This is a genomic window from Nostoc sp. JL31 (genome assembly GCF_017114965.1).
Taxonomy (GTDB): Bacteria; Cyanobacteriota; Cyanobacteriia; order Cyanobacteriales; family Nostocaceae; genus Nostoc; species Nostoc punctiforme_A.
This window is the reverse complement of record NZ_JABXKO010000098.1, coordinates 130,227-150,380: the sequence shown is the minus strand read 5'-3', so window position 1 is coordinate 150,380 and position 20,154 is coordinate 130,227. Positions and strand designations below refer to the sequence as shown.

General features: G+C 39.7%; 17 protein-coding genes. 7 read left to right on the top strand and 10 right to left on the bottom strand.

Features of this window, described 5'->3' with window-relative positions:
* Nucleotides 1-47: 47 nt before the first annotated feature.
* Together HWQ43_RS24345 and HWQ43_RS24340 are read right to left on the bottom strand one after the other, a co-directional pair.
* A complete protein-coding gene (locus HWQ43_RS24345) occupies nt 48-314 on the bottom strand; it encodes a BrnA antitoxin family protein (RefSeq protein WP_292738537.1) in 267 nt (88 codons plus the stop codon).
* Entirely contained in the window at nt 298-531 is a 234-nt protein-coding gene (locus tag HWQ43_RS24340) for a BrnT family toxin (RefSeq protein WP_292738536.1), read from the bottom strand. The genes HWQ43_RS24345 and HWQ43_RS24340 overlap by 17 nt, the downstream gene beginning before the upstream one ends.
* A 5-nt stretch (nt 532-536) precedes the next feature.
* Here HWQ43_RS24340 and HWQ43_RS24335 point away from each other — a divergent pair, with 5 nt between their 5' ends.
* A complete protein-coding gene (locus HWQ43_RS24335; RefSeq protein ID WP_292738535.1) occupies nt 537-701 on the top strand; it encodes a hypothetical protein in 165 nt (54 codons plus the stop codon).
* A gap of 88 nt (nt 702-789) precedes the next feature.
* On the opposite strand, the gene HWQ43_RS24330 is transcribed toward HWQ43_RS24335, so the two are convergent.
* Nucleotides 790-1,986: a 1-deoxy-D-xylulose-5-phosphate reductoisomerase gene (locus tag HWQ43_RS24330; protein ID WP_292738534.1), complete on the bottom strand. Its 1,197-nt coding sequence runs from the start codon at nt 1,984-1,986 to the stop codon at nt 790-792.
* A gap of 184 nt (nt 1,987-2,170) precedes the next feature.
* Here HWQ43_RS24330 and HWQ43_RS24325 point away from each other — a divergent pair, with 184 nt between their 5' ends.
* The 3 genes from HWQ43_RS24325 (at nt 2,171) to HWQ43_RS24315 (ending at nt 7,379) form a co-directional block, all read left to right on the top strand.
* On the top strand, nt 2,171-3,445 hold the full coding sequence (locus tag HWQ43_RS24325; protein ID WP_292738533.1) for a hypothetical protein: 1,275 nt from the start codon (nt 2,171-2,173) through the stop codon (nt 3,443-3,445).
* Nucleotides 3,446-3,986: 541 nt separating this feature from the next.
* Nucleotides 3,987-5,993: a DMT family transporter gene (locus HWQ43_RS24320; RefSeq protein ID WP_292738532.1), complete on the top strand. Its 2,007-nt coding sequence runs from the start codon at nt 3,987-3,989 to the stop codon at nt 5,991-5,993.
* Nucleotides 5,994-6,179: 186 nt separating this feature from the next.
* Nucleotides 6,180-7,379 carry a hypothetical protein gene (locus tag HWQ43_RS24315; protein ID WP_292738531.1) on the top strand — a complete coding sequence of 400 codons (1,200 nt, stop codon included), beginning with the start codon at nt 6,180-6,182 and terminating at the stop codon, nt 7,377-7,379.
* Nucleotides 7,380-7,421: 42 nt separating this feature from the next.
* On the opposite strand, the gene HWQ43_RS24310 is transcribed toward HWQ43_RS24315, so the two are convergent.
* A complete protein-coding gene (locus HWQ43_RS24310; protein WP_292738530.1) occupies nt 7,422-8,963 on the bottom strand; it encodes a glycosyltransferase family 39 protein in 1,542 nt (513 codons plus the stop codon).
* Between the two features lie 506 nt (nt 8,964-9,469).
* On the opposite strand from HWQ43_RS24310, the gene HWQ43_RS24305 reads away from it, so the two are divergent.
* Both HWQ43_RS24305 and HWQ43_RS24300 read left to right on the top strand, forming a co-directional pair.
* Complete coding sequence (locus tag HWQ43_RS24305; RefSeq protein WP_292738529.1) at nt 9,470-10,351, top strand: hypothetical protein; 882 nt, start codon at nt 9,470-9,472, stop codon at nt 10,349-10,351.
* 41 nt (nt 10,352-10,392) lie between these two features.
* Nucleotides 10,393-11,775, top strand: coding sequence for a DUF2079 domain-containing protein (locus HWQ43_RS24300; RefSeq protein ID WP_292738528.1), 1,383 nt, complete (start codon nt 10,393-10,395; stop codon nt 11,773-11,775).
* Here the strand turns inward: HWQ43_RS24300 and HWQ43_RS24295 are convergent.
* The 4 genes from HWQ43_RS24295 to HWQ43_RS24280 all read right to left on the bottom strand — a co-directional run bounded on the left by HWQ43_RS24295 (nt 11,772) and on the right by HWQ43_RS24280 (nt 16,805).
* A complete protein-coding gene (locus tag HWQ43_RS24295; RefSeq protein ID WP_292738527.1) occupies nt 11,772-12,425 on the bottom strand; it encodes a Uma2 family endonuclease in 654 nt (217 codons plus the stop codon). The genes HWQ43_RS24300 and HWQ43_RS24295 overlap by 4 nt on opposite strands.
* The gene (locus HWQ43_RS24290) at nt 12,422-12,682 is read right to left on the bottom strand and encodes a hypothetical protein (RefSeq protein ID WP_292738526.1); all 261 of its coding nucleotides are present in this window, start codon (nt 12,680-12,682) and stop codon (nt 12,422-12,424) included. Before HWQ43_RS24290 ends, HWQ43_RS24295 begins: the two co-directional genes overlap by 4 nt.
* 83 nt (nt 12,683-12,765) lie before the next feature.
* A complete protein-coding gene (locus HWQ43_RS24285) occupies nt 12,766-15,522 on the bottom strand; it encodes a hypothetical protein (protein ID WP_292738525.1) in 2,757 nt (918 codons plus the stop codon).
* Nucleotides 15,477-16,805 (bottom strand): hypothetical protein, encoded by a 1,329-nt coding sequence (locus tag HWQ43_RS24280; protein ID WP_292738524.1) that lies wholly within the window; start codon nt 16,803-16,805, stop codon nt 15,477-15,479. Before HWQ43_RS24280 ends, HWQ43_RS24285 begins: the two co-directional genes overlap by 46 nt.
* A 33-nt stretch (nt 16,806-16,838) precedes the next feature.
* Here HWQ43_RS24280 and HWQ43_RS24275 point away from each other — a divergent pair, with 33 nt between their 5' ends.
* Entirely contained in the window at nt 16,839-17,159 is a 321-nt protein-coding gene (locus HWQ43_RS24275) for a hypothetical protein (protein ID WP_292738523.1), read from the top strand.
* Nucleotides 17,160-17,170: 11 nt separating this feature from the next.
* Here the strand turns inward: HWQ43_RS24275 and HWQ43_RS24270 are convergent, their stop codons facing one another.
* Nucleotides 17,171-17,644 carry a hypothetical protein gene (locus HWQ43_RS24270; RefSeq protein WP_292738522.1) on the bottom strand — a complete coding sequence of 158 codons (474 nt, stop codon included), beginning with the start codon at nt 17,642-17,644 and terminating at the stop codon, nt 17,171-17,173.
* Nucleotides 17,645-17,725: 81 nt separating this feature from the next.
* On the bottom strand, nt 17,726-20,014 hold the full coding sequence (locus HWQ43_RS24265; RefSeq protein WP_292738521.1) for a PhoD-like phosphatase: 2,289 nt from the start codon (nt 20,012-20,014) through the stop codon (nt 17,726-17,728).
* Nucleotides 20,015-20,154: the final 140 nt, after the last annotated feature.

Sequence of the window (20,154 nt, the reverse complement as noted above, 5' to 3'; positions counted from 1 at the left end):
GTGCGATCGCATTTATTGTTGAGGGGATGAAGGGCGATCGCTAAGTTTCAGCCTATTTTCTCCAATAGTGCTTCATTGATAACCGTTTGATAGCCTACCCCTCGTTTTTCTGCCTCTTCTTTCGCCCAGGCTATGATTTTCGGATGAAATCTGATAGAAATCGGCTCATACTTTTCCTCTTCATCCTTAGCCGGTCGTCCACGCTTTCTCGGTATAATCCCAAACTGATCTGCGATCGCATCTCTGAATTTTTGGTTTTCTTCTGGTGTAACTCGTCTTGCTCTATCAAAAGGAAACTCAGGTTCCTGACTCATATTGTTGGCACTCCCTTTTTGTCGCTTTTCTTGCACTAATTATCCTAATTCGCTCACCTCGTATGGTAAAAACAACGACAACAATTGAGCCATCTTCCGCTTCACCAATTGCCCATTCCCTTTCTTCTCCCTGAGAATGACTAGAATCCTCTGTAAACAGAAGATAGGGATCGGCAAAAACTGTTACAGTTTCCTCGAATTCAATGCCATGTTTCAAAAAATTTGACTCGGCTTTATTCTCGTCCCACTCAAAGCGCATTTATAGTATATACCAAAAATATTTGCCTTTGGTATCCTACACCGACTTGGGCTTTGGGATGGAGTGCGATGTCTGACGACAAGCCTTACGGCTACGCATTTGTGATGTTGGGGAAGTGTGATATTTGACCGTTAGCCTTCAGCTTAGTGCTGAAGGCTAAACAAGAATTGGTCAAGAGCCAGAAAATCTGCCTTTTGGGGATATGAGTGAAGGTTTTTATCGCAGAGAAATTATCCGCGAGTGAGTTTCTAATTTTTCAGTCGCTGTTAAAACTTCTTGTCTTGCCCATTTATCTGCTGCCAAAATGTCATCTAAAGAGGGATTAGCACGGTTATCATTTTGATGCCGATCGCACACCCATTCTATACACCGGGGAATATCTAAAAAGCGAATTTTTTCATCTAAAAATAAAGCCACAGCTTGCTCATTGGCAGCATTCAGCACAGCTGGCATCGAACCACCAGCTTTACCCACAGCATAAGCCAACTGCATACAAGGATACTTCTGGTGATCTGGTTCCCGGAAGGTTAAGTTTCCAGCTTTGACTAAATCTAGTCGTTCCCAGTTGGTGTAGATGCGATCGGGCCAAGATAGAGCATACAGCAAAGGTAAGCGCATATCTGGCCAACCGAGTTGGGCTAAAACTGAAGTATCTTGCAGTTCAATCAGTGAGTGAATAATGCTCTGGGGATGAATGACAATTTCGATATCGTCATAATCCAACCCAAACAGGAAGTGAGCCTCAATTACTTCCAGTCCTTTATTCATCAAAGTAGCAGAGTCTACTGTGATTTTCCGTCCCATCGACCAATTAGGATGCTTGAGAGCGTCAGCAACGGTTACATCTGCTAACTTTTCTACATCCCAGTCGCGGAAAGCTCCACCAGATGCAGTCAGTAAGATTTTCTGCAAGCCATCCTTGGGAACACCTTGGAGGCATTGAAAGATTGCGGAATGTTCGGAATCGGCAGGGAGTAATTTTACACCATGTTTTTCGACTAGGGGTAGAACCACAGGGGCCCCAGCAATCAGAGTTTCTTTATTTGCTAAGGCAATATCTTTACCAGCTTCAATCGCTGCGATCGTGGGTAGCAAACCAGCACAACCAACGATGCCAGTGACAACAGTTTGAGCATCGCCGTAGCGAGCGACTTCTATCACTCCGGCCTCACCTGCCAATAGAATTGGTTGGGGATCGAGGCCAATGAGAGCTTCTTTGAGCGCTGGTAATTTATCTTCTGAGCAAATTGCTGCTATTTGCGGCTGAAATTGCCGAATTTGAGCAGCCAACATCTCTACATTGTTCCCAGCTGCCAATCCCACAATCCGAAACTGATCTGGGTACTGAGTGACAATATCTAAAGTCTGAGTACCAATAGAACCAGTGGAACCAACGAGAGTAATCGCTTTCACAATTGCTTAAGGATTTACAGACAACTCTCACTATAAATTGCTTGGGACTCTTTAATCACAGCAATAACTATAATCGATACACTAACGCGCCAAAGGAGAGACGCAGGGAAAATGTACCCGTGTCCTCTTGTTTATATCCCTACACCAGACCCAATCCATTAATTTTAATCTATAGGACTCGTATTTGATTTACGAAAAAAATCAGTACACCCCGCAAAGGCTTCTTCCTGACTCCCTCTCTACGCAAATAATTTCAAAAATTAAAGCGGACTGGTATATTTACATTTACTTATTAATTTTTACTCTAATGAAAAAAAAAGATTCGGCAAAAAATACACTTGAACAAAATTATAGTTTCAAAGTTAATGGGTACTTTTTTGTAATTACGATGTGGCTTTTGAGCAGACTTTTAATTATAGTTGCAATGCAAGTTGTTGCTCCTTTAATATATACATCATCCGTACAACCATATTGGCACCCTCCATATCCGCTAGACTTTTCTCCCGATTTTATTCCTAAACCCAGTTGGGAACTCTTCTCTCATTGGGATGGTAAGTGGTATCGAAAAATTGCACTTGAAGGTTATAACTATGTTGATGATGGAAATCAGTATTCTATTGCTTTCTATCCTTTATTTCCCTTACTCATTCGCGGGCTGATTACGTTTGGCTTGCCGTTTGAAGTGGCTGGTACACTGTTAAGCAATCTAACTTTTCTTGGTGCGTTGCTTCTTGTGTACTCTTGGACAAAAGAACGTCATGGTATTGATGCTGCAAAATGGGTAACTGCTGTGATGGCTTGGTGTCCTTTTTCTTTATATGGCACAGTAATCTATACTGAAGGACTATTTCTATTTTTGACTACAGCAGCTTTACGAGCATTTGATAATCGTCAGTATGTATGGGCTGCTTTTTGTGGTGCATTAGCTAGTGCGACACGACCGACAGGAATTACATTACTACCCACCTTCATTTTCGTAGCATGGATAGAACGGAGATCCCTAAGCGCCTATATAGCGGGTCTCTTTGTAGCAGTTGGGATACTTTTATTCTCTGTATATTGCGCTATTAGTTTTGGAGATCCCTTAGCATTCGTTCATGTACATAAGGCATGGGCGCAACCGAGTTGGTGGTATATATTCACGGACGCTATCTTAGTGGGCAAAGATAGTTTGATTAAAATTGTCATGGTCTTTGGTGGCGGATATTTGTTGTGGCACTACCGCACCCAGCTTAACAATGTTGTTATAATATACGGTTTTTGCTCTTTGTTAATGCTAATATTCTCTGGATCTCTGGCGTCTATTAACCGTTATGCTTACGGTATTGTATCGCTCTCGCTTGCATTAGGCTTATTGTTTTCCAAGCAGCAACGTTGGAAATATGTAGTATTTATTTGGTTTATCATATTGCTCTTTGTTTATGCGATCAACTTTACTATTTGGAATTGGGTCGCTTAGGAACTTTCAAATCAAAAAATATCCACAAAACTGACGAAAAAACTCTCTCCCTTTCATTTCTCTGTGTCTCTATATTTTCTTGTTTTATGGGGGTGCAAAAACTCCTATTATTCAGACGCTCTCTACGAGACGCTAAAAGCGAACGCAGACTCGCTAACGCTGCGCTATCCGCCAGTCATACAGAATATCCAACTGAATTCTGAATCCTGACTCCTGAATTCTGTTCGATAAAAAGAAAAGCTGGATATCTTGTTAGCTCTCAATTCTCAATCTTTCAAAAAAGTTAGTGTCTTAGCCGCGTAGAGTATAAATATGCTCATGCAAATTGCAATTGGCATAAATAATTGGCAATATGGTTGGGTTCAAAACCCACCTGGCGGGATTCCAGACCCTTGTATCTCTTGTTATTTGGCGCGATCGTTGAATATTAGGCGCTTTTGTGACACTACTAGCCAAAATAGCTGTAGGATTTTCCCAAGAGCATTGGATTGCTTAGAGGGTTCAATTTATTATTGCTAAGAAATTGAATTTAAATTTCCTAATGAATGTATCCAATCAAACGAAGATAGCGATCGCTTCATTATTTCTAGGTGTAGGTGCCATATCTTTTGGCTCTATTTTTATGAAATTGAGCGAAATTGAACTCAGCCCCAGTGCCACTGTATTTAATCGCTTTTGGCTTGCTAGTGTGGTTTTCTTGCTCTGGCATGGATACAAGGCAATACGGCAGCGATTTTCTGGAGACAAACCTGTAGAACAGCAGCCATACACCAGCCAGGATATTTTACTATTGCTAGGTGCTGGTATTCTTTGGGCTGCCACTTTAGTTCTGTTGGCTTGGTCGCTGACTCAAACTAGCGTTGCAATTTCTAGTGTGTTGCATAATCTCGCTCCCATATTTACTAGCTTAGGAGTGTGGCTGTTATTTCGTCAGCGTTTTGAAAACCAATTCCTGATTGGGATGGTCATCGCCCTTGGCGGAGCGATCGCTATTGAATTTGAGGAGTTGCAAATTGCCACAGACGAGGTTCAAGGAAGCTTGGCTGCGATCGTTTCGGCGGTTTTATTGAGTGCATACCTGCTGATCGTAGAAAAATTACGAACCAAATTTTCTCCAGCTACAATTCAATTGTGGATCTGTGCGATCGCGGCTTTAGCGATCTTCCCTATACTTTTGTTTACTCAAGATCAGCTTTTTCCTTCTACAGTCAGTGGGTGGCTTTGGGTAATTTGCTTGGCGCTGATTTGCCAAGTTTTAGGTCATGGGCTTTTGACCTATAGCCTTGCCAAGTTTTCCTCTGTGGTTGTCTCGTTGGTGCATCTGCTAGAGCCAGTATTTAGTGGCATTTTCGCTCTAGTAATTTTTTCAGAAACATTAACTTTCTCAAATTGGGTAGGTTTCGCTGTAGTTTTAATCGGTTTATACTTAGCCGTATCTAGCCAAGAGGCTGTTAATTTGCCGTTCCAAGAATTAGTCAAAAATATAATTAACACTTTCCTTCAAAGTATGACGATCAAACTGTCATTACTAAAGCAACAATTCTCCGAAACACCAGCTTTATTAGGAACTGTCTCATTATTGTTTGCTCTAATTCCCATATCTTTAGCACCATCTCTGACCAAATTGTGTCAACAAGAAATTGGTGCAAATGCTGTAGTATTTCATCGCAGTTGGATTGCGACAGTTGTCTTTGGTTTGTGGAATGGACTTGAGGCTTTCCGCTACCAACAGTCTATTGAAGGAGGCAGGAGGGAAGAGGCAGGGGGCAGGGGGCAGGGGGCAGGGGGCAATATTACTCCTGCCTTACTTGATAACCAATCCATAGAACAGAAGCCTTTTACAAGTCAAGAAGTATGGTTATTGTTGGCAATGGGAACCTCTGCTGGAACCTATCTTCTATTGTGGGCTTGGTCGCTGAGTCAAACTAGTGTTGCCAATGTGGCTTTACTGTCTAATTTGAACTCCTTATTTGTTGCTTTGGCTGGGTATTTGTTATTTGGTCGGCGTTTCGACAACAGATTCGTGATTGGTCTGATCATAGCCTTGGGGGGAGCGATCGCGTTTGAACTCAATAAGGTGCAATTTGCAACCGATCAAATACTAGGTGATGCATTAGCATTGCTAACTGCGGTTTTCATGGCTACATGTATGCTGCTGATAGAAAGACTCCGAACCAGATTTAGCACTGCAACTATCATGCTGTGGCGCTGTGGAGTGACAACAATGTTTCTACTACCCGTCCTGCCTTTTCTTGAAAATAGACTATTCCCCTATTCCTGGACAGGTTGGTTTTTCATTATTTTCCAAGCTCTTTTTTGTCAAGTGCTGGGTCAGGGACTTTTAGCTTATAGCCTCAGTAGAATCTCTTCGGGCGTTGTCGCCGTCACGCTTCTTTTAGAACCAGTCCTAGCTTCCATTTTTGCTTGGTTCATTTTTTCAGAACAAGTAGGTTTGTTTGACTGGGCTACTTTTGCCGTGGTTTTAGCAGGTATCTATCTAGCTCAATCTAGTCAATCGATTCTTCAAGTAACAAATGAAGGCTCGTAGTAGCATCACAGGAAGTAAACAAAGATAAGCTGTTACACATTTAACTTGTATAAGTAGTGTGGGCATATTGCCTAAACTACAAAACTTTGCTCAAATTTATATCAGCGCGGGTGGGGTATTTTTGTACCTCACCAACTTAAAATATGCTGTAGGATTTGGACACAGGCAACTTGACTGATACAATTTATGACAAAAGCTTCCGACAAAACATTATTAAGAGTAGTGAAATCTCCGTTTAATAGGTTTTTAAATTCTCTGCCATTTCCGGTTCCTGGATACTTGGCTATTGGCATTATATTAGCAGTATTGATTCGATTGCTTTGTGTTCCAAATAAATCGGTGGATTACAAGTTTTTTTTAGCACGTTGGTATGATTTTATTGCATCTCATGGGGGTTTGAGCGCTCTCAAATATAGTTTTGCTGATTACACACCCTCCTACCTCTACTGGATTTTAATTGCTGCCACCTTGCTGTCTGGATTGCCAAAAATTTTTGCAATAAAACTTTTTGCGATGGCTGTTGATTTTCTTTGTGGCTTTTTAACTTATAAAATTGTCCGACTCAAATACCCAGAAGGTAATAAACCAATCTTTGCTTTTTTGGCAGTTATTTTGAGTCCGACTGTAATATATAATAGTGCCCTCTGGGGTCAATGTGACAGCATTTATACAACGGGATTAATAGCCTGTATTTACTTTTTATGTATTCAAAAAGAAATTCCTGCCTTACTCAGTTTTGGCGTGGCACTTTCTTTTAAGTTGCAAGCAATGTTTTTAGCACCTTTATTATTAATTTTTTTAGTCAAAAAGAGAATTCATTGGTATTATTTACCATTGATTCCGGCGGTATATATAATTTTAGTTTTGCCATCGTGGTTAATGGGAAGATCGATACAAGAATTGCTGTTAGTATACTTTAACCAAGCTAATAAATATAAACAATTGGCGAAAGGTGCGCCTAATATTTATCAATGGATTCCTAATAATTTTTATAATATTGTTGTGCCGATAGGTTTAATATTAACTGTATCTGCAATATTTTTATTAGCATATATTGTTTATAAAAGTAAGCTAAAAATTACTCAGGACAGGCTGATACACCTAGCCACTATCTCAGTTTTGTTTATGCCATATATCCTGCCCAAAATGCATGAAAGATATTTTTATCCTGCCGATATTGTTTCGATTATCTTTGCCTTTTACTTCCCTCGATATTTTTGGGTAGCTATAGTTGTGCAAATGGCATCATTTTTTAGCTATTTGGGAACTCCCATATTTATCCAGTTATTTTCAATACCTTTAGCTTTTGCTCTCTGGTTTGTTGTGCGAAAGTGCGATCTGATTTATCCAAAGCTAAATTTTAGAGCGTATGTAACTAAAGGATAAATTAATTAAGATGGAAAAACTTAAATATGTATGATATTTAAATTATGGTGAAATAAGTGTAAATCCTCTAGCCGATCCGATAATTTTACTACCAGTTAATTTGATTTGCTGTAAAGCCCCATTGTCTAAAAGCAAATAAGATTTATTAGATAACATTTGTTGTAAAATTGGCACATTTGCAGGAGTTAACTTACAGTCGCAGTAAAAGTCTAAACTGGGACGTCCATAAGCAAAAGAAGTATAAATTTGTGTTCCTGGTGAAACATTTGACCGAATTAATTCTGCGACTGGTTTAACTGGAAAAGCTTCATTTAATTCCCAAATCCATGATTGCGAACTCATCAATAGTACTAAAACTAAGTACATTCCAGAAAATAGCACTGTAATAAAGTTGCGATCGCGTTGTCTAATTAACCAGACTACTGCACTCATGCTTATTGCCAAAACAATGCTCATGATTATTAAAGTAGGCTCTTTCTTTGCAAGAATAAAGTAAACACAACCTCCTAAACCAGCAATAGCAATAATGGCCAGAAATATTGTCAAAATTCGCAGCTTAAAATGACTGTACTGCCAAATTTCGCTAAGTTTAGCACCAATTGCCAAAGCTAAAAATGGATATACAGGCATAACATACCAAGGGAGTTTAGTTCTCATTAAAGAGATAGTTACTAAGTAAAAAATTGTGCCAATAATAATTAGACTACCCCAGGTAGTATGACGTTTTTTCCAAGCTAGATAAAAACCTCCTGGTAAAAATAATAGCCAGGGAAAACTATATTTAATTAACTCAATTAAATAGTACCAGGGTGGGCCACTATGACCTTCAACTGGTTGGGTAAGGCGATCAAAAGTTTGTGTTTGAAAATTCACTTGGAAGAAAGTTTCGCCATAATGTTGCCATTGAGCAGCAAACCAAGCGATCGCAGGTGCATTTCCTAAAAACATTCCCACTAATAAATAGGGGCTTGTTAACAAAGCAAAGTCCCGATCTGCAATCAGGAATAAACAAGCGATCGCTCCTAGCGGCAAAACTATCATCCCTTTCGTGAGAGTGATTAACCCTAGACAAAATCCCACACCTAGAGCATAACGACGATTTTGACGTGCTTTTAACAAACAAAACAACAGCAGCAAGAAAAAGGTAATAGTTATACCATCTAACATTGCTAGCCTTCCGTGACGCACCACAGGCAACATTGTCAGGTAAACTAAAGCGCTAAACAAAGCTGGTAAACTTTGGCTAAAAAGCAAACATCCCACCAAGTAAAGCAAAGGCACTCCCAAGGCAGTTAACACTGCACCCGGTAGACGCGTCGTCCACTCATTCACGCCTGCGATCGAGTAAGTCCAAGCAATTAACAAGTGCATCAAGGGTGGCTTATTATGATAAGGTTCTCCTCCCAAGGTGGGGTAAAGCCAATGCATTGAACCAAGTGGGGCACGCCAAATTTCACGAGCAACCTGTGCCACAGTACCTTCATCCCAATCTCGTAAAGGGGAGTTTCCCAAAAATATCAACCATAAAAATAGAGATATTATCAGTAGGCTAAATAACCATTCTTTTTCTCGGAATAGATGCATATCTAAAATCGGGATAATTATCTCAAACCTCTATGATATCCCCACGAAAGCTTGCTTTCTAGGGCATCATAGCAGCTGGTTAAACCAGTCTTATACTACAGCAAAATGTTGAGTAGCCTTTGCTGAAACAATAGATACTTTGACATAATTTCATAATTTCTGAATGACAGATACAATTTATGACGAAAACTTCAGACAAGACATTATTAAAATTAGTGAAATCTCCATTTAATAGGTTATTAAACTTTTTTCCATCCCTGGTTTCTGGATACTTAACTATTGGAATTATCTTAGCGGTGCTGATTCGATTGATTTGTGTTCCTAATCAATCGTCTGATTATAAATCTTTCTTAGCGCCTTGGTATGATTTCATCGCATCTCATGGCGGATTTAGCGCTCTGAAATATAGTTTTGCTGATTATACACCCCCCTACCTCTACTGGATTTTAATTTCTGCCACTCTGCTGTCTGGATTGCCAAAAATTTTCGCAATCAAGCTTTTTGCGATGGCTGTTGACTTTCTTTGTGGTTTTTTAACTTACAAAATTGTCAGATTAAAATATCCAGAGGGTAGTAAACCAATATTTGCTTTTTTGGCAGTTATCTTGAGTCCGACTGTCATATACAATAGTGCCCTTTGGGGTCAATGTGACAGCATTTATACAACAGGGATGATTGCTTGCATTTACTTTTTATGTATTCAGAAAGAAATTCCCGCCTTACTCAGTTTTGGCGTGGGGCTTTCTTTCAAGTTGCAAGCAATGTTTTTAGCACCTTTATTATTAGCTCTTTTGCTCAAAAAGAGAATTCATTTGTATTATTTACCATTAATTCCAGCAGTATATATAATTGCAGTTTTGCCACCTTGGCTGATGGGAAGGCCAATACAAGAATTGCTATTAATCTACTTTAGCCAAGCTAATAAATACAAAGAATTGGCTAAAGGTGTGCCTAATATTTATCAATGGATTTCTAATAATTTTTATAATATTGTTGTGCCGATAGGTTTAGCATTAACTGTATCTGCAATATTTTTATTAGCATATATTGTTTATAAAAGTAGATTAGAAATTACTCAAGATAGACTAATACACTTAGCCACTATTTCAGTTTTGTTTATGCCATATATCCTGCCCAAAATGCACCAAAGATATTTTTATCCTGCCGATATTCTTTCGATTATCTTTGCCTTTTACTTCCCTCGATATTTTTGGGTGGCTATAGTCGTACAAATGGCATCATTATTTAGTTACTTAGGAACTCCCATATTTATCCAGTTATTTTCATTACCTTTAGGTTTTGTTGTTTGGTTTGTGGTACGAAAGTGCGATCTAATTTATCCAAAATTACAAGCTGGATTTTCTTCTAATATTAATAAAAACTTTTAGTCATGCCAAGTAGGATTTCAATAACAGAGAAACTGCCAACAATGAATCATATCAAAGTAATTATCGGCATTAGTACCTTAGTTTTATTTATCTCCAGCAGCTTACGGCACGAGTTATTTAATTCATCTGGGGATTTAGCATTTTTTGACCAATGTATTTACTTAATTAGTCAAGGAAAACCGCCAGTTTCTTCTGTACTTGGTTTTCATGTTTTAGCCGATCATGCTGCTTGGATTTTATATCCTTTGGCTTTATTGTACAAAATTTACCCTAGTGTTTATTGGCTATTTGCAGTACAGTCTATTGCTTTAGCATTAGGTGCTTTACCTACATATTTTCTAGCACTGCAAGCAGGTTTAAAAGAGAATTTAGCAGTTGCAATGGTGGCTGTATATCTAATGTATCCGGTAATTTACAATAGCAATTTATGTGATTTTCACCCAGATACGATCGCAGTCCCTGCATTTTTGATGGCTGTTTTGGCTGCTAGATCGAAAAAAATAGGTTGGTTTTGCGTCAGTATTCTTGTGGTATTGGGTTGTAAGGCTGTCTTGGCACTGACTATAGTGGCTATGGGGATTTGGTTACTCTTGTTTGAAAAGCGACGTTTATATGGTGCGATCGCAATTATTAGTGGCACAATATGGTTTTTGATTGCTAATTCCATCATTATCCCTTTTTTTGGTACTGAAGCCGCATTACTTAACCGTCATCTTTATCGCTATAGCTATTTAGGAAACTCATTTTCCGAAATGCTACAAATATTACTGTTTAAACCACAAATAATTTTTAACAACCTTTTTTCAATTATCAACTTAGAATACTTATGTTTTTTATTCTTACCTGTGATTTGGGGTTTAAGACCACAATATCTCATGCCCTTGATAAGTATAATTCCTTGCGTAGCACTAAATTTACTTGCCGATCATCCTTCACAAAAAAATCTAGTTTTACATTACTCTTTACCAGCAATTCCATTTCTTATTTTAGTTTTAATTGCCAGCCTAGCAGCAGGTAAAGCATGGCTAAAACAAAGACAAGCAATTATTTTGTGGTCTTTAGTTTGGTTTTTAGTTTTCGGTAAATTTGGTTTCTTTAGCTCAAAATATCTCCACAATCTAGATAATTGGGCAGCCACAAAAGAGGCGATCGCTTTAGTTAAAACTAAGGATAGTGTTCTTACTACAGATATAATTACTCCACATTTAACCCACAGAGAGTTAATTAGTTTTAAATATAATTCTTCTCAAGATATTGCTGAATTGAATAAGTTTCATTATGTCTTGCTCAATGTTCGCCATCCAGGTTGGGCTGCAAGCCCCGAATCTCTTTCTAATTTGGTAAATATTTTGAAAAATCAGTCAGATTTTCACTTGGAATATCAACGAGATGATGTATATCTTTTTGAAAAAACTATTAGTTAACAATACTCCTTTTCCTGAAACTGGCTCAATAACCAAGTTCCAACTTCAGATTGACTCATTTCACGACTTTGGCGTAAAGCTTCTTCTAAAATAGGCATCGCTAGCCCAGGTAATACCTGTGATTCTTGAATACGTTTACTGCCTTGATCTGCGATCGCATAAGCGATGATTTGGGTATTTTGCACATCCACCACCCAATATTCGGCAATACCTAACTCTTCATAGAGCGATCGCTTTGTACCCAAGTCATCCAACAGAGATGTTTTCGCAATTTCAATCACTAAATCCGGTGCAGGATAGCGATCGAGGTTGACAATTCCTGTACCTGCTGGGATAGTTTGGGCGCGTTCTCTGAGGTAATACGCCACATCGGGTTGACAATCCTGAACACCAGTTTTACGAAAGGTGGTTGTATCTAAACCTGTGGCTAGAATCCCTTTAATAGTCGCAAATAGAGTTACAGCAAAAATAATTACCAGATGGTCTTTGCCATGATCAAAACTAACTGGTGGCATCTCCAGCCTCATGTGTCCTTTGTAGTAATAGCTTTTTCCCTTCTCGTTGAGCAAGTTAGCGATCGCTTGTTCATACTCCTGCCAAGAAGCACAAATCCATATATCTGTCGGTAACTGGGTCTGAGTTTCACTCATTGCCTAACCCTTCTGCGTTTCTGTTTCTGGTAGTAATCAAATCTCCTAGCTAAGTCTGTGGGTAGTTTTTGCCATTCTTCATCAGGGACTTGGGCAGAGATTTCAGCTACCAATTCCCAAATAGGCACAGCGTTTGGGTCAAAGGAAAGTTCACTTAATTTGGATATCTCGCTGAACTTGATGGTAGTTGACAGGTTTTCAGAACCATCTGACGGAGATATCGGCGTATGTTCCGGTTGAAAATTTTGTTTTACCATTCTATTAATTTTACCTGCTTCTTCAATATCTGAGCCTGGATGAGCAGGGTTAAAAGGCGATCGCTTTATTTTCTCAATTTAGTTTATTCTCCCTTCACTCCAGCTTCAATTGCTTTTACCAATGGGCTGACCCACCACATATCTGAAACTTTTTGAAGTCCCTCAAAGATAAATGCTTTTCCTCCTAATTCCAAGCGCTTCCTCAAAGTTGGATTCTGCTTCACTTGCTCTACTGCTTCTACCACAATGATTTGTTTCTCTTCTTCAGTTGGAGTGGGATTTTGAGTAATACGATTTACGATTTGCTGAATCTCTTCAAAAGTCTCTATGATATTTTGCTCTTGAGCATAATTATGCTGTGTTCCAATCTGATCTCCATTTACCGTGCTATTTACATTGACTCCACCCACAGATCCACTAAAGTTTAAGTTTGGGTTGTTTGATCCTTGCATAATAAAGACTCCTGCTTGAATTTGTGTACTTTGATTTTTTGGCTTATTGCTCACAATCTTGAGAATCTGCTCTGGTTGAAGTGGTTGCCAAGTTTTGCGGCGTGTAACGTTCTGGGCGTTTAGCAAAGTTCTTTTAAGCCAGGTCAGTTTAGGAAATTGTTCGGAAATGCACTCAATTTCGATACACGCCTGAGATGTCCCAGTTTCCCTAAGTTGTGTTAAAACACTGTCTCTTAAGTTAGCAACGCTCTCTCTAGCGCCCATATTGTGAGCAAGAACATCATTGCTGTGGTCAGCATCTTCAGCATGAGGATACTGACAAACTAGCCAGATGTATAAATCCGCTAGCTGTTTTTCAGTCAGCTTCAAATGCAAACCATGCGAGTAGCGGTAAGCGACTGCTTCAAATACTTCTCGCCCAAAGTCTGTATTTTGGTGGATAGCCGACCAAATAACCGCCCAGCTAGTAGGTTCTGCACATTCGACTAATACCCTACCTGCAACTACAGCTTTCTGGTGTGCTTCTTCTTCTAAAGGTAGAGAAATAGAAACAATAGATTTAGCAAACTCTCTAGCTCCAATCGATTCACGCTTTAAAAGTTCTTCAAGTAACTGTCCTATACATTCAGGCTTAATTGTTGCATCCTTAGCCTTTTCTAAAATAACAGCTTTGAAAGGCTCATCCCAGCATTTCTCAAATTTATAAAGAATAGAGATATAGCTTTGTTCCTCATTTTCATTATTAATAATGGACAGTAGCGTATTCAGGGTTTCAGAAGGGGCATTTAGGTATGCCCGCTTAACTAATTCGGTGTAGTAATCTTCTCTTTGGGTGGTGCTGCTATGAGGAAAGGCAACAATAACAGATGCCCACCGTTGCCATATCTCAGATGATATAGTGTCTAAAAATTCTGGAGTTTCTTGTAAAAGCAATAGTAAAGCTTTACAGCCAGCTAATGCTGGACGATCATACGTATTTGTCCCTATCCAGTCATCAACTACTTGATTATATTCTTGAATATACTTTTTAGCGCCGTTGATAATTCTTTCACGAGTTTTTCTATCAGCTTCTTGCCATCCAGGAAGTTTTGTTAAATCTGATTCAAGCTCTTTTTCATAAAATTTACTATCTGGCTTAAGCAGCATCTCCCTATTTATTTGCCACCAAGCTAATAGATTTCCTGACTCTAGCTGCTCTAAAAATAGAAGTACTTGTTCTTTAGGTGGTGGATCTAGAATAGGTTTTTGTCTACGAGCTATGCGTTCTTGCATCTCTTGATAGTCAGACCTCGACTTCTCAGCCTGCATTGAGTCCAAATCAATTATTGAAACATAATATACAAATTCTTCACGCAAGATATTATTAGTCTGAGTAGCTGTAAGGATAGCATCTATCTGCTTCACATCTTGACGATTAAATTTCCACTGAATTAGCGCTGCCCAAATTCGCTCTTGCTGAGAATCAACATTTTGAAGTTTTCCGAGCATCCAAAAAACATCTTCTGTCGAAAGGATATTTTGTGTTAATGAATCCAATAAAAAAAATATATTTTCTCCTGATTGGGAAACTGTTATGACTGCCTGCTCAACAAGCTTGCGCCGATTTTCAATATTATTAACAAGTGATAATTCAAATTGTGCTTGAATCTCATCGTCGAAAGTTATGATTTTCTGGTCTTCTCTCCACTGTATTAGAGCGACTTTAGTAAAACTTTCTGCTATATCAGTTAAATCGAGATGTTCCCAAGCTTTTAACATTATCGCATCTGCAAGTATTTCAAATGAATGTCCAAAGCACCTAATACCTTGCTTTTCGACCCACTTAAGAGCAACTAACAAATCACATGGCTGTAGTTTTGGTACGAGTTCAAAGTCAAGAAATACTCGATACGATCCTGTAAAGTTTCTCTTCTTAGGTGGAGTTAAGACATTAAACAATTCCTCTACTGGTAGATGATCTGACCAAATGGCTCTGAAAATATACCCTTTAAGTTGGTCATCCTCATCTTCTGGCATTTGACTAAAAATCAGAGACTTCAGCCGTAATCTTGCACTCGCATTACCAACTGTGCAGATTGCTTTTGCTGCACTAGCTCGGAGGTAAATTGATTGAGATGAATCAAGTGCTAGGTTTACCAACTCCTCCTGAAGTTCATCTACCTTACAAGCCTCAGCAATATCTATTGCTGCATTTAGTGCATCGATTGGCTTGCTTAAATCCTGAATATATGGAAGCAATTGTACAGCTAACCCGGAATGTTTAAACTTCTCGTATGTGGGATAATTATCTCTATATGAATCAAATAGCTTTCCCTGCTCATACTGTTTTAATAAGTTATCAACTATTGCTGCGCGAAGATTTGCATCTGTAGGTATGTCGCTTCGCAACAGTACATCAGGATCAGCATGATTTCCTGAAGTACGTCAGTCCTCATACTAGCTAGCCATGCTGCTGTCTCATGAAGTTGTGGGATTAACTTACGTTCAGGATCTTCAGGTGAAACAATGAGTTTCATTACTTGATTCAAAGGTGTTTCGTGCTGAACTAAGTACCATGCTGCAAGAAATTCAGCATAGGTTTGGTGTGCCCATCCCATACGGCTTAATTCACCACGAGATGAGAAAAGACCAGTATCTAAAACTTCTTTAACAGTTTTTCGAGTAATTTCCAACTCTCGACCGTCAAAGCTTTCTGTTCCTTGGTATATCTTCTCAATCAACACATCTTCATCTGGAACATCACCCCAATCTGTATCAGCCCAAATAGCAAATTTATTACCAAAAATTGTAATAGCTGCAATCCTAGCGGCAATAATTAAACGTTTTTGCCGCTCAAGATTTACTATTAATTGTGATGAAAGACGGTTTGGATTCCTTTCTTCACAAAGCCAGAGGCAGCCTTCAGAATAAAGCTCATATAACCTTTGATTAGGAGGAAATTGGCTGCCGTGGCGATGATAAGTCTTGATAAGGAATTCAAATGTAATGGGTTTAATAGCTAAAGGTACAACATTTTTCTGGTTAATTTCCTCTAGAAATGCCTCAGTATCGTTGATGCCTACAATTTTCGCTGCTTGACTAACATCTATACGGCGAAGCGGAGCTAGTTCATAAATTCCGACATTATCTTTACCCCAAATTTCCTTTAGTCCTTCCTCTAATACTGGTTGCCAAACAGCCGTTCGGCAAGCAATACGCAGATTTAAACGCTTAATTTGATCGCGATAGGATTTAAATTCATCAACCAAGAGTGTTGCTAATGTATCTATACGTAACAAACACTCATCAAAGCTATCTAAAAAAATATGTAATTGATGAGTACCTTGTAACCATTCATTGAATTGTGGACTGTTAAATAATTTGTCAACTAATCTGGTTTCACTTCCAAAAGAACGGATATCATCTAACGAATGTACCTGACCACCTTGCTGTTTAATTTTACTGATAATTTGTTTTTTCTCTGCTTGTAAAGCACGGCTTTTGCCAATACCTGGTTCACCCAGGAGTGCTAAACATGGTAAGTCGGAGATAGCATCAAAGGTTACTAAATCTGGATTGTATATTTTTCCCCACTTTTCTTCCGGGTCGCACAGATAACCACCATCAGCTAGATTAATACGACCTGACCGAGGACACCAGAATCGCTTCCATTGATAATCTTGACTTGGCATTTTCACTGACAAGAGGCTGAAAACATTTTTACTATGTTAACCTCACCAACCCTTAATAATGTCGCTTCAGAGACGAGTTTTCGGGATAAATGCTTGTGCGATCGCTCTCAAAATCTCAACTTTCAACCTCTGAACTCGGAAGTTGCACCTTTTTACTCGAACGTTGAGCCTTTGAACTCGGAAGTTGCACCTTTTTGCTCGAACGTTGAGCCTTTGAACTCGGAAGTTGCACCTTTTTGCTTGAACGTTGACCCTTTGAACTCAAAAAAAGAAGCTCAGAACTCGGAATGTCGTGCTTTTAACTCTAACATCCAAATTCTGAGCTTCAACGTTGCACATTTTAAGTGCAAATAGTGAACTATTTTCTACAACGCTGCTTTTTGAGACTTGGATTTTCCAGGTTTACGAGCAAATCGTTGTCCCATTTGCACAACTACTGCATCTAAACCCGCGCCTTGTCCACTGGCTTTGGCGTAGTTATACACCTGTAACGCGGCTGCATAAGCTTCGCTACCGACTGCAAGAGATGTATCATCGACCAATTCTTGTAACTGCGTCAACGACAACAACACCGGATACAACGCTTCAAATAATTGCACATCCTTCCGCATTTCTTCCAAGTCAAACGATCGCGGTAAAAACTCTGGATTCTGCGCCGCCACCTCTAATGCTTTACTCACAAACGCCCGACTCTTATCGCCCATCTTGGGCAAAGTCTTGCGATCGTCGGCACTCAAATCAACCAAAAATGGTAACTTTTCTTTAATGGTGGCAATCGCTTGCAACACAGCATCTCTGTCTATTTGTGCCAGTGTTGCACTAATTGGGGTTGTAGACATAGAAATCACTCTCCAGTAAGTTTCTTTGATCTAGAGTGCCCAGATATACAACCAAAATTTTCATTCGCAGAGCAAAGCTGGTTATCGTAATAAAGACTGATTGGGCGTTAACTGGCTCTCAAAACGGCTGTAAACAATTTGGGTTGGATACCAAGAAGAAAACCAGTACAAATCTTGCATAACTTTGCAAGTACTACTCTCATCTGCTAACTCAAAGTGAACCAGGGCTAAATTATTCAATCCAACTACTTCTCGTCCCTCTTGAAACCAACGAGATTTCCAAAACATCAGGGGTTGCAACCATTTCCATTTAGCATTTTCGGCTCGTTTCCAGGGAGCTATCAACGATAATATATCTGTTGTGTAGTCAGAAGTCTGAGCAATGTTTCGAGGTATCCATTCCAGTACACAATGCCAGTCAGGGTCATTCAGCAGCTGACGATTATGGTGTAATTGTTTCTCGGAAATTTCTACCATATTGGGTGGGTTGATCCAGCCTATCCAATGTCGTACCTGTTCTGGGAGGAGCCAATCTTTCAATCGTGTATGAATTAACCGCGTCAAAATCTCTTCATTCTTCAATGCACTAGCGGTTAACTGTACCAAGACAGATTGTAATTTGGAATGGGTGCGTGCATAAGATAAGTGAGCAACAGAACTGTAGTGAATATCTCCAGATAGAATCACGACTTGTTGACGTTCTTCAAACAAAGTAGTTAGGAATTTCGCCAGTGCTTCAACATTAATATTCCAGGCATCTCCAACATCTGTTGAAAAAACTTTCTCCTGGTTTAAGTGCCAATGATGAATCCAATCAATCACTTGTAATCCAAATACATTTGTAGGCGCAATCACAAATGTAGTTTTAATCTGAGTTTGTTCATCTATTTCTTGTAAAGGTAAAACTAGTTGTTGCTCAAAGGCTTTGGGACACAACAGCATAGGCGGCGCAATTGGTTTTTGATCGGCTGGATAACCCCGCCATGTACGTGTATCCAGCACAATTACTTCATGGCAATCGCTGCGGACTATGTAGTGCCAAGTCAACGCTTCAGGATGTCGATCCAGAATAAATACTGCACCGTCTCGAACTAAAATAGGTAAGTCTGTGTGGGGATCGTTGGCTGGCATACCTACATAACGAGCGATCGCTTCATCAGCCTTTGCATCTTTTCCTTGGGAAGCTGACCAAGCTTGTGCAGCGGCCAACAGCTTTTCACCTGGTTTTCCTTCTGCAAATTGCCCTGGTGTATTGCCCCAACCTTGAAATACCGTATAGGCTAACAATGCATTTTGGACTATTCTTCGCCCTAATGGCCGCCCCAGCACTCGCAAACACCAAGCTTGGTTCAAATTCCAGTCATCACTAACATCATGGTCATCAAAGATGCTGTACATGGGGATATTGGCAAGGGCACGGCGCACTTTCCAAAGGGTATAGATGAATTGTCGCAAATGCTTGACTGCCTGATTCCAGTCTTTGATAGCATGGCGATCGCGCGTTACTTGGTGTCCTTTGGGAAATGCAGCCGGCCAGCACACTGGCGACCAAGCTAGTAAATAAGTAGCGTAATATTCACCCAGACTGAAAAGATGACTGTTAACTTTCTCAGCTTTATTATGTAATCCGGCGGTCAACCCAGCTTGATTTGTCGCCACATCAGCCCGCTCTCCAGGGGGTAGCTGCTGGGGAGTGCAATACACTCCATTCACCGGAAGTTTTTCTTCCCAACCCAAGAGGGCATCACCAAGAGTAGTGGCAACCCACAACGACGGATCTGCTACATCGTCGCCGTAAATTTGATCTCCCGTGAGGAATAGCTGATGAGGGCGGTGTTGGGGCTGATTTGCTGACGCCTGAATCATACTATCGAGAATTGGCAGTGCATCAAACCCATGACCATGAGGTTTACGGCAGGAAGCATGGACAATTTGTAAATCTTGAAAACGGTTTGGCGGTAGAGCAAAGGTTGGTTTTTGATGATCGAAGTAGCTGATGCTAACTGGAGGAGAGGAGTTTGAACATAATGCTTGTTGCAGAGTTTCCGTGGTTTGGTCAACAACAGTAAACTGGAGGTCGTATGCATAGATGTGACCTCCAGTTAGGCGATGTCCAATTGTAGACCGAGCCGTGATGGCAACTACATGAAGATACTTACCCAAAGCAAAGGTAGAGCGTTCTCCTGACAATAAGCAATTTCCTAGTAGCTCTCCATCATTTGTTGTGTCATAAACCTTGAGTTCTACCTGACAAGACTGTTTGAGTGCCACCCATACTGTTACTGATTCAGGTTCAGTATGTTTGATAATTGGCCCTGCCAAAATAAGCGGCAGTTCTTGGAAAAACCCGTCTCCAGCTTGGTACTTCATTACAAACAGTTGACAAAGTGATGTATTTTAGATGTGTTATTTTGCTTCTAAATTGCTAGCCCAAACTCATCTAATCACCAATAATGCATCAATTCTCATCTGTTTAACATCAGTTTATGGCGCAAATTGCTTGCAGCCTA